General features: G+C 68.4%; 9 protein-coding genes and 2 pseudogenes. 5 read left to right on the top strand and 6 right to left on the bottom strand.

Annotated elements, in window-relative coordinates:
* Positions 1-125 precede the first annotated feature (125 nt).
* Positions 126-398: pseudogene (locus LE548_RS44680) on the bottom strand (IS701 family transposase); the annotation flags it as partial.
* 144 nt (positions 399-542) lie between these two features.
* Here LE548_RS44680 and LE548_RS44685 point away from each other — a divergent pair.
* Positions 543-743, top strand: coding sequence for a transposase (locus tag LE548_RS44685; RefSeq protein ID WP_374116267.1), 201 nt, complete (start codon positions 543-545; stop codon positions 741-743).
* A gap of 412 nt (positions 744-1,155) precedes the next feature.
* On the opposite strand, the gene tcuA is transcribed toward LE548_RS44685, so the two are convergent.
* Entirely contained in the window at positions 1,156-2,628 is a 1,473-nt protein-coding gene (gene tcuA / locus LE548_RS44690) for an FAD-dependent tricarballylate dehydrogenase TcuA (protein WP_225102775.1), read from the bottom strand.
* Between the two features lie 241 nt (positions 2,629-2,869).
* On the opposite strand from tcuA, the gene LE548_RS44695 reads away from it, so the two are divergent.
* From LE548_RS44695 to LE548_RS44705, 3 genes and pseudogenes are all read left to right on the top strand, one after another.
* Entirely contained in the window at positions 2,870-3,775 is a 906-nt protein-coding gene (locus tag LE548_RS44695; protein WP_225102776.1) for a LysR family transcriptional regulator, read from the top strand.
* 1,303 nt (positions 3,776-5,078) lie between these two features.
* Complete coding sequence (locus tag LE548_RS46335) at positions 5,079-5,369, top strand: TniB family NTP-binding protein (RefSeq protein WP_308031232.1); 291 nt, start codon at positions 5,079-5,081, stop codon at positions 5,367-5,369.
* Positions 5,351-5,572, top strand: a pseudogene (locus LE548_RS44705) (short-chain dehydrogenase); the annotation flags it as partial. The gene LE548_RS46335 and the pseudogene LE548_RS44705, both read left to right, overlap by 19 nt.
* A gap of 839 nt (positions 5,573-6,411) precedes the next feature.
* Here the strand turns inward: LE548_RS44705 and LE548_RS44710 are convergent.
* From LE548_RS44710 to LE548_RS44720, 3 genes are all read right to left on the bottom strand, one after another.
* Entirely contained in the window at positions 6,412-6,993 is a 582-nt protein-coding gene (locus LE548_RS44710) for a hypothetical protein (RefSeq protein ID WP_225102777.1), read from the bottom strand.
* Positions 6,994-7,033: 40 nt separating this feature from the next.
* A complete protein-coding gene (gene istA, locus LE548_RS44715) occupies positions 7,034-7,963 on the bottom strand; it encodes an IS21 family transposase (RefSeq protein ID WP_225102778.1) in 930 nt (309 codons plus the stop codon).
* A 207-nt stretch (positions 7,964-8,170) separates the two neighbouring features.
* Positions 8,171-9,472, bottom strand: coding sequence for an IS256 family transposase (locus tag LE548_RS44720; RefSeq protein ID WP_225102779.1), 1,302 nt, complete (start codon positions 9,470-9,472; stop codon positions 8,171-8,173).
* 90 nt (positions 9,473-9,562) lie between these two features.
* Between LE548_RS44720 and LE548_RS44725 the strand changes: the two genes are divergently transcribed.
* Positions 9,563-9,943, top strand: coding sequence for a hypothetical protein (locus LE548_RS44725; protein WP_308031230.1), 381 nt, complete (start codon positions 9,563-9,565; stop codon positions 9,941-9,943).
* 210 nt (positions 9,944-10,153) lie between these two features.
* On the opposite strand, the gene LE548_RS44730 is transcribed toward LE548_RS44725, so the two are convergent.
* On the bottom strand, positions 10,154-10,576 hold the full coding sequence (locus LE548_RS44730) for a hypothetical protein (RefSeq protein WP_225102781.1): 423 nt from the start codon (positions 10,574-10,576) through the stop codon (positions 10,154-10,156).
* Positions 10,577-10,769 lie beyond the last annotated feature (193 nt).

The following is a 10,769-nucleotide window of genomic DNA, read 5'->3' on the forward strand; positions in this document are numbered from 1 at the left end:
GTCTCACGGAGACCGCCCCTCGATCGTGCGACAACGCCGCAGGTAGTGACAGCGGCGGGCGACTGCTTGGCGTCGGCGGCGCCAGTTCGACCAGCTCAGCGCGTGGTGTCGTCCGCGGTGTCCGCTCAGGTGCGGCGGCCGGGCACGACAAGCTGCCAGGAGCCGCCGAATCTCCGCCACTGTGAGCCCGATGGCCCCGGGTGTCTCACCTGTTCCGCCCCCTTTTCCCAGGGCTGGTGTGCCGTAGCCGCCAGGAAAGCGTGAGCGAGCATGGCCAGAGTGATGTGCCGATACCAGCCCACGTAGCGGCGGACCTCATACTGATCCAGGCCGCACTCGTTCTTCGCGGCCTGGAAGCACTCCTCGATCGCCCAGCGCGCCCCGGCGACCCGCACCAGATCCTGGACGGTGACCTGAAGGGGCGCGTAGGCGAGGTAGTAGGCTCTACGTTTTCTCCGGGTTGGTCCTCCCGTTCGTAAGGTGGGGCCCCCAGGGGAAGCGGGTGTGGCTTGTAGTGGGCTGCCGCTTGTGGCTCAGATTGCTTGGCCGCCTGTCTCCCTACGACGACTCGGCCGCCGATTGGGAAGTGCGAGAAGGCCGAATGGGAGTTCGTCCTGTCGTTGCTGCCCGTGTCGTCGCGTGGGCGCAAGCGGCTGGACGACCGCAGGGTCCTCAACGGGATCGTGTGGAAGTTCCGTATAGGCACGGCCTGGCGGGACGTGCCCGAGCGGTACGGGCCGTAAGCCACGCTGCACACCCGTTTTCGCCGGTGGACGGCGGACGGCACGTTCGAGCGGATGCTCCGCGCCGCCCACCTTCCTCGCCGGCGGGCTACTGACCGTCGGGGCCTGCGCAGTGCTGCTCTGCGGGCGGTTGCTGCGATACGGACCGGAGTCCACCGAGTAGAGCCGCCATCGCTGGACGGCCGGTGGCTTTCTCGTCCACTGAAGAAAACGACACCAAGACGGGACTGCGCCGCCGACACCACTGCGGAATCGAGCCGTGAAGGCGCTGGTCACCCAAACTCCGGAGGACACGGCTCCCTGGAACCTACACATCTTCTCGGCTCGGCCGTGTTGCCTCGCCCAGTCGACGACGTCGCGCTTATGGTGCGTCCTCCATGGCCGTGTGAGCTCTCACTCGGCTGGGGCGCCGTCAACGCGTGTCGGCGGCTGCTGAGCGCCCGGCGCGCCTGCCGAGCACCGAACCGGCGGTGAGGCCGGAGCCACCAGGGTAGTTGAACCAGAAAAGCCCGCCGACGAGTTCGCCGGCCGCGTACAGCCCAGGGACGGGGCGGCCACTCAGGTCCAGCACGCGCGCGTCGGCATCGATCCGCAGCCCGCCGAAGGTGAAGGTGATGCCGCAGGTCACCGGGAAGGCGACGTACGGAGGAGTGGTCAGCGGCTGGGCCCAGTTGGACTTGGGAGGGGTGATGCCCTCGGTCCGGCAACCGTCCTTGACCGTCGGGTCGAAGCGACCGGGGACAACGGCAGCGTTGAACCGCTCAACCGTCTCCGCCAGCCGGCCCTCGTCTATGCCGAGTTCCTTGGCCAGGCCCTCCACGGTGTCGGACTCCACCCTGGTGATGCCCGCCGAGGCGTACTCCTCGGGGCGCAGCAGCGGCGCGGACTTCGCGTCGAAGAGCTGGTAGGCGACGCCTGCCGGTTGCTTGAGGATCTCGGCACCGTACTTGGCGTAGGTGTAGTTGCGGAAGTCCGCTCCCTCGTCGACGAACCGGCGGCCCTCGGCGTTGACTACGATGCCGAACGGGTAGCCTCCGCGAGTGAGTTGGTTGGTCAGCTCCCGGTCGCCGGTCGCTCGGGCTTGGCTGTCCCAGGCCACCGCGTGGCAGCCGCTCCAGTGGCCGTAGGGTTGCGCGCCGGCCGCCAGGGCCATGCGGATGCCCTCGCCGGTGTTGTGCGGGGTTCCGCGCACCAGGGCCAGGTCCCAGCCCGCGCCCAGGTAGCCGGCCCGCATCTGCGGGTTGGCCTCGAAGCCGCCGCTGGTGAGTACCACGCCGTCGGCCTCGATGCGCTGCCCGTCGGCGAGCATCACGCCGCGGACGGAGCCGTCGGGTCCGGTGGCCAGGCCGGTGACGGGGCTGTCGAAGCGGACTTCGATGCCGCTGCGATCGGCGGCGGCAAGGTGCTGGTCGATCATTCCTTTGCCCCCGCCGACCACGCCGACGGCCAGTCCGCCCCAGAACCGGTAGCGCCCGTCCACCTCGTAAGCCTGCCGGTGGAACATAAGCTCGAATCGCAGGCCGAGGCTGCGCAGCCAGGTCATCGTCTCGCGGGATTCACCGACCAGGATCCGGGCGAGTTCGGGGTCGGTCCTTCCCTGGGTTACCCGGGTCAGGTCGGCGAGAAAGTCGTCGTCGGTGTAGGGGGCGAGGTCGACGCGTCCTGCGCGGTCCGCGGGAAGTGGCTCGACCAGCGAGGTGAGGTCGGTGAGCCCGCCGTGGCTGGTGCGCATCGCCCCGGCAGTGAAGTAGGAGTTGCCTCCGGCCCATTGGCGGGGGGCCTTCTCCAGCAGCAGCACCTGTGCTCCCTGCTGTCGGGCGGACTGAGCCGCGCTGAAGCCGGCGTTCCCGCCGCCGACCACGACGACGTCCCACTGCTCGGTCATGTGTACTCCCATGGGTTCGGATAGCAGATGTCCGGATCGGAGATCCTTTCGGGGCTGGGGCGTACGGATCAGGGGCTGTGTGCGTACGCGACCGCAGCATGGATCTCTTTCACCAGGGCCCGGTGAGCGGGTCGACGGCTGCGCGGCCCGCCCGCCGGTCGGTACGACGATGCGCCAGCAGTGCCATCAGTACAATCGAAAGAAATTGAAGCTGCTTTCATGAATACTTAAGGCGGTTGGGATGAGCCTCGACGTACGCCGCATGCTGGTGCTGGCCGAGGTGGCTCGCCGGGGCTCCATCACGGCGGCCTCGATTGCCCTGAGCTATACGCCCTCGGCGGTGTCCCAGCAGATCAGCAGGCTGGAAGCGGAGGCCGGGCAGCCGCTGATCGCGCGGCACCCCCGGGGCGTCACGCTCACCGAGGCCGGCCGCACTCTGGCCGAGCATGCTGCACGGATCGATCGCCAGTTGCGGGCCGCACGCCGATCCCTCGATGACATCGCGGGCCTGCACAGCGGGACCCTGCACATCGGCACCTTCCCCACCATCGCCGCATCCCTGCTGCCCCGCGTCGTGCGCGCCTTTCGCACCCGGTACCCGCATGTCGAGCTGGCCGTGCACAGCGACCGCAACGCCGGCCTGATGGACATCCTGGAGAGCCGGGAGATCGAGCTGTCCTTGATGTGGGACTACCCGTGGCGGCGCCTGGACGAGACCAACCTCGATGTCATCCATCTGCTGGACGACCCCACCTGCCTGGTCGTCGCCACCAGCCACCCGCTCGCCGCCCGGCACTCCGCCGGTTTTGAGGAGCTGGCCGAGGAGAACTGGATCGTCCGGGGCGATCACCCGGTCGCCGAGCTGCTCACCCGTAGCTGCCGTGCCGCCGGCTTCGAGCCGAAGATCGCCTACCGGGCACACGACTACCAGGAGGCCCAGGCCATGGCGGCGGTCGGCCTGGGCATCACGCTCGCCCCCAGGTTCGCCCTGACCAGCCTGCGGGATGACGTCACCACCATCGACCTGGGCCCCGCGGCCCCGGTTCGCCGCATCCTGCTCACCCGGCTGCGCGACAATCCACCGACACCGTCAGCCAAGGCCATCGCGGAACTGTTCATCGAGACCGCCGGGACCCTGTGTTCCTAGACAGGCGTTCCGCGGTGTGACTGCCGGCGACCGCCGCCGTCCCGCGGGGCATGCCCAGGACCCGTGGCCGCCGAGCTGCGCGAGCGGACGCAGGAGCGGCCGCAGGCGTCGCCGTTGAGGCCGGCATGCCCTCCAGCGCCAGGCGGGGACCGCTTTTTCACTGGTGAGGTATGGCGTAGGCGACTCCGTGGGAGTGGTGGCTTGTCGTGGCGTCGCTCCCAGGACGTCGAGGATGCCGTCGGTTGTCGCACTGCTGGAACAGCGCGAGCTCGCTCTCGTCCTCGAGTCGACGGGTTGCGGGAGGAGGCCGACCGCAACCAGGCCGCCGAGGCCGAGGGCGGCAACACCGCCGACACAGAGGTCACCGCGGATCCGCGAGATGCGGACGTGCAGTCGGCGCGGCGAAGCCGAGTCGCAGGTGCCGGTGCGGTGTGAAGGGCTGGCCTGGTCGGTGGTGTCGGTGGACTACCAGCGCACCCTTAACACACTCGCGGACCGGTCTCGGCTCGGGCCGGGGCCGATGACCTGCGCCACGCGCCCCGCGACCACCCAATCGGGGGACTTCCGTTCGACGCGCATCTCTCGAGATCGTCTGAAGACCACCGTCGAACGCCGCGGTACCCGCGACCAGCACGAAGCCGACCTCGCCCAGGCCCTCGACGACCTCCTGCACCGGGTCCGCATCGGAGGCGCCACCGCCCGCGAACAGCACCTCGCCACCCGCCACGCACCCGCCGCCCTCCCCGCGGCCACGCTCCGGCCCAGCCGGCCGCCCCCGCCAGGCAGCCACGCCCCGGGACCGACCCGAACCCCGGCAGCGTCGACCCACCCATCAGGGCGCTGCCCGGCGCCCCAGACCCGCAGGCCCCAGCCCCGGCCTCAGCCCCGGGGGTCCGGCACAACGCTGGCGGCGTACCGGGGAACGAGCCGGTCGGCACGACCGAACTGGCCGGCGGACAGGACGCGGACAGCCTGGACGACCTCAGCGCAGACGAGGACGACGAAGAACTGGACGGTCAAGACCCCTGGCCCCGGGGCAGTAGCGGATTCGGGCTGTACGACGCGCGCAAGGAGGCCGAGCTGTGGTGACCGATGCCCCCACTGCCGCACCGGGGCCCGGGCAGGACGCCTCCCCCACCACCTGGGAGCTGTTCGAGCGCTTCGTGGCCGACCCCGCCCCCCCCAACCGCCCAAGCCCGGAGACTCGCCGCGCACCGCCGAGCAGCGCCTGGCCTACCACTCCCGCTTCGTGACCGTCCGCACCCCCGCCATCGTCCAGACCTCCCTGGAAGCACGCACCCTGATGGCGCTCGGGCGCCACCAGCAGGCCACCGCCCGGCCCTCACTCATCGTCACCGGGCCGCCCACCACCGGAAAGACCACCACCCTCCTGGAAGTCGGCCGCACCTGCCACCTGGCCGAACAGGCCCGAGGCGGCCCCGCCGCCAACCAGGTCCCCGTCGCCTACCTCCTGGTCCCGCCCGGCGCCACCGCCAAAGCCCTCGCGCTTGAATTCGCCCGCTACCTCGGCATCCCCGTCTCCTCCCGCATGACCCTGACCCAGATCACCGCGGCCCGCGCGGTATCGATGTGACGGGTCTGCACGTCGGTTACGTCGACACCGACATGGCAGCAGGCGTCGACGCGGCGAAGTCCAGCCCGAGGGACGTCGCCGCGCTCGCCATCGACGGCGTCGAGTCCGGAGCGTACGAGGTGCTCGCCGACGACCTGTCCCGGCGTGTCAAGGCGGGGCTGGCCGCGGGCATCGAGACCCTTTACCCGCAACTCGTGAAGTGACGCCTGCGGGCCGCCGGGCCCAAAGGTGCGTTCGCTGACGCATCAGCAAAGGGTAATCCGCCTGATATGGCAGGTGGATTACCGGAGCAGCAGCCGAGTGCGGCGGAACCTCGGCGTCCGTCGAGGTTCCGAGCTACTTCGCCGCCCCCACCGCAGGCGTCGGCTTTGCCCGTGACGCGGAAGGTCCCTCGTCCATCCGCAGTGATGTCCGAGGGTGTCGGATGTCCCTGGGGTGAAGTTGTGGCCGGCGACTGGTCGTTCGCGTTTGGGTGGCTCCCGAAATGACGTGGTCAACCCAGGAACCGCCACCACCGCAACAGGTCCATCCCATAGGAGCGGACGTCGCCGCCGCCTTCCCGGCTGCGAGCAGCTCCTGGAAGAACACCGCAACCGGCACCACGGCCGCACCGTCGGCGTCGACGAGCCGGTAGGGCTCGTACCGGTCGCCGGTCTCCACCAGCCGACCCCACCGAGGAACGGCCAACCTCGACAGATCCCGCTCGGGCACACGATCGTCCGTCACGACCGCAGACCGTACTGCGCGACACCCGGATCCGTGCCCTGAACTGCACAATCACCACGCTTCGTTCAGTCAACGGGGCATCCGATGCCCGCTCCTGCGAGCCGACCCGGCCCAACGGCGGCGACTGGTGGACATCCGCGACAACCTCATCGCCCGCCGCACCGCCGTCAACCTCGGTATGCCCGCCTCCCGCGACATCGCAGGACGTCACGCCACCACCGAACGCGCTCCCGGAGAGCCCGATGACTCACAGCAGACCACGACGAACCAATGAAGCTTTCCGTCGCTCGGCCAGCGCGACAGACCGCGAGGCAGATCAGAACGGCTCGAAGCTCGGGTTGACCGGACCGATCTCACCGAGCGCCGCCAGTTCGTAGAGATCCTCCTGCTCAAGGAACTCCAAGGCATCCGGATCGATGCCGTGATGCGGATCCACGTCGCGCAAACGCTTGACGAACGAGAGAACGAAGTCGGTGAACGATCCGTCGAAGACCTCGGGGCTGGCTCCGTTGACGTTGGTGACGACCTTCCAGCGGTCCGGCTTCGGTGCGCACGGCCAGAAGAAGTGCTCGTCGCCCGAATAGTCATATCCCCAGGAGACGAGGCCGCCCGGGTCGGGATGGAATCGGAACGGATACTCGTCCGAGTCACGTCGCCACGACTGGCCGAACGACTCGTGGATCTTCCGCATCCTTGCAAGCAGCGGACTGGAACCTTGCGGATGAAAGACGACCAGCTCGCCGCAGATCACGCCCGTGCCATAGGCGTCCAGAAACGCCTTGAAGTCGCGGGGCAGCGCTGAGCCGACGTAGTCCTCGACCTCAGCCCAGTCCCCCGGAGACGATTCACGAGCCGGAGGCGGGCCGAACAACTCCACGAGATCATCCAACCCGGCCATGCGTCCTGCCCCGCTTGATCGTCCATTGCCGACCGCCAACCTAGTCCGGCGCTGGTGCGAGCATCAAGCGTGGGAGCCGCCTCCGGATCGGTCCACTCACGCCATCAATCGCGCTCCGCCGAACCACGCGCGAATCACACGCAGCAAAGTTCAGAGAAGGGACGGGGACGAAGTGGTTGCGGCGGCAGTAGCCGATCTGCCCCTCGACACCGCCCTTCTCATGGGCACCCTCGATGCCGGGACGGCAGTAGAAGGCATCGATGCCCCAGTGCGAGCGGAAGGCCGTCCAGCGGTCGTTCTCCACCCTCGCCCGGCCCAGCCCCAGCACCCGCTCGACCGCGGCCCGCAGGTTGTCGTAGCGGATCCGGCCGCGGGGTATTCCTCCCAGCACCCGAAAGGCGTGCACATGCCCTTCGAAGAACGCCTCCTGGCCGCACGAGGCGAACACCCGGTGCACCGCCTTGCCGGAGTAGGACAGCCGCAGCGAGAACAGATAAACCCTGATCATCTTGCCCGCGAGCACCACATGGACCTCGCCGAAGTCGACCTCCGCCTCCGCCCCCGGCAGATGGGTCTGCGGCACGAACATCGCCTCCGGGCCCACCCCGGCCTGCCGACGGAACTCCTTGCGGCGGTCCTTCACATAGACGCGGACCATGGAATACGAGATGTCATCGGCCCTATGGCTCTCGACCATACGGTCGTAGATGCGCTGGGCGGTATGCCGCTGCTTGGGCGGCGCGTCCAGGTCAGCCCGCAGCATCCCGTCGATCAGCGGCTTGTAGCGATCAAGCCTCGACTCCTTGCGCCGCTGCTTCTTCCGCGGCTCGGGCCACTGCCCGTCCAGAGCCCGCCGGACCGTCCTCCAGGTCACGTTGTGCGTACGCTGAAGCGCCCGCAACGACATGCTCATCCGGTGATCTCGGCGGATCGCCGCGTACAACTCGACCTCCGTCTGCGAGTTACCCATGAGGCCCCCAGCGGGAGAAGCGCACCTCACAGTCCCACCGCAAGCCCCCAAGTGACGTCAAAACAAACCGACATCGCAAACTCGGTCAGATGGTGACTCCCACAGCCACATCGAATCGGCTCCCGCAGTCACGTACATAACCAGCCGCCGGCTGCTCCGGCGGGAGTGTCTGATTCTTTGTGGGTGGTCTGGTGTCGGTGATTGGTGTCAGTGGTCGGTGACGCGGTCGCCGTAGTAGCCGGCGAGGCTGTTGATGGCCTGCTTCCAGGAAGGCGTCTTCCCGGTGACGTTCGGCCGGTTCTTGATCGGGTTTCGGATCATCAGGTAGAGCACCTTCAACGCCGCGTCGTCGTCGGGGAAGTGCCCGCGGCGGCGGGTCGCCTGCCGGAAGCGGGAGTTGAGCGACTCGATCATGTTCGTGGTGTAGATGACTCGGCGGATCGGGGCCGGGAAACGCAGGAACACGATCACGTGCTCCCAGTTGCGGCGCCAGGTGTCGATCACTGCCGGGTAGCGTTCGCCCCACTCCTCGGCGAAGCGGTCGAATCGCTGCTCGGCCTCGTCGGCGGTCTTGGCCGTATAGACCTCGCGCAGCTGCCGTGCGATCGCGGCCCAGTGCTGCTTGGCCGTGTACCGCAGGCTGGTGCGCACGAGGTGGACCACGCAGAGCTGGACGTCGGTCTGGGGCCACACGTCGTTGATGGACTCGGGCAGGCCCTTCAGGCCATCGCAGCAGGCGATCAGGACGTCGTGGACGCCGCGGTTGCGTAGTTCGGTCAGCCAGGTCATCCATTGTTTGGCGCCTTCTCCGCCGGTGCCGACCCACATTCCGAGCACGTCGCGGTCGCCGTCGAGGTTGATGCCGACTGCGATGTAGACGGGCTTGTTGGCGACTGCCCCGTCGCGGATCTTGATGTAGATGCAGTCGATCAGCAGGACCGCGTAGACGCGGTCCAGGGGCCGGGTGCGCCAGGCCGCGAGGTCGGCTGAGACCTGGGCGGTGGCGCGGGAGACCAGGTCGCGGGAGACGTCCACGCCGTAGACCTCGGCCAGGTGGGCCTGGATCTCGCCGGTGGTCAGGCCTTTCGCGTACAGGGACACGATGGTCTCGGAGAAGACGTCGACGCGGCGGGCGTGCTTGGGCACGATCTGCGGGATGAAGGACCCGGTCCGGTCTCTGGGAATGTCGATGGTCACCGGCCCGACCTGCGACAGCACGGTCTTGCGGCTGGTTCCGTTGCGGCAGTTCCCCGACCCCGCGCCGGCCGGGTCGCCCTTCTCGTAGCCCAGGTGCTCGGCCATCTCGGCCTCCAGCGCGCCCTCCAGGACGAGCTTCACCAGCCCCGTCAACAGTCCATTCTCGCCGACCAGTTGCAGCCCGTCCCTGCGGGCTCGCTCGATCAGGTTTTCGGCCAGTTCCCGGTCCTGCTCGGCCGCTCGCGCCAACTCCGCCCCCGTCCGCACCTGGTGCTCGTTTCCCTCGGGGCCGGTCTCGTTCGTGCTGCCCATCGTGATCCTTCCCGGCAGAGACCCCATCTCATGCCAACTTGGGTCACACCAGGCCAAACACAAATTTCAGGACAGTCCCACCCGTCCAACATGATCTCCACTCCGGCCGACCTCGACCGCTTCATCACCGCACTGTTCCAGGGCCGGCTGCTGCCCGCCGCCCAACTGAACGAGACGTTCACGCTGCCCAAGGACAGCGACGGCAAGCCGGTTCCGTTCATCGGCACCTCCTGCAACAAGCAGGCCTGTTTCGCCGCCGGGTTGATGTCCACCCCGCTGCCGGGCGGCCTTGTGTTGTGGGGGAAGACCGGCCATGACGACGGCTACGCCAACGGCATGTTCGCCACCCGCGACCTCTCCCTGCGCGGCATCTATTCAGTCTCCAACCTGAGTCTGGACTTCGGCGCCCCGACCCCGCTGGCCAACCGCCTGCTGACCGCAGTCCTGAACCCCACCGCCAGCCGCGGCTGACCGTGCCGACCTGTTCCGCTCGCCCTTCTCGGCAGCTCACAGGGTGAGCGGGCCAGCAGAGTTCGGCTGCTGGTGAACCTGGCTCGCTGACACACAGCCGAAGGCAAGTGGCTGGAGGGTCGGTCTGCCACTGATCCGAGCAGCGAGAACCCCGCCGCCCACTCCCGCCGGGACCGCCGTAGGGCTGGCCGCTGGGTGGGCCAGGGATGGTCACGGGCACGCATGGACGGACTCGATCGCGAATGCGCTGTACAACGGGGCCTCAGCAACGACCGGCCTTTCGTCCGTGGCGAAGGTGAAATGAACCGCCACGCCGGGGAGGCCGGTCGGTTCGGTCTCGACGGTGAACTGCGGCAGACTGTGCTCCTGCGCCAGCAGGTGCCACTTCACACCCGCGCCGGAAAAAGCGGAGCGGAGTTCCTGGAAAGTGGTGGCGGGGGTGAGCGTGTGGAATTCGCCGGGGCGGCCCGCTGGGATTTTCACGGTGTCGTACCAGGTACGGATGGAGACCCTGTTGATGACGCGGCAGCCGCAGGTCTCCACCACCACGTCGCCGTAGGTGAACCACTGCGGCCAGGGCCGGTCGTCCGAGATACGGCCCGATTTCTCGGGCCGCCCGAGGCGGTCCGTCACGTCACGGAGCGCTTCCAGCGGGCGGATACCGGCGAGTGAACCGGATGCGCCGAATTCCCTCAGCGCGGTAAGTATGTGCATGCGCCTATGATGCCCGCACCCCATAGGGTCGTGTGCGACGCTCAAAGCGTCAGGCGGACAGCACCGGCTCGGTCAACTCCCGGCATGCATGGCACAGATCACTGGGGCAGGT

The organism is Streptomyces sp. CoH27 (assembly GCF_020181035.1).
Classification (GTDB): domain Bacteria; phylum Actinomycetota; class Actinomycetes; order Streptomycetales; family Streptomycetaceae; genus Streptomyces; species Streptomyces camelliae.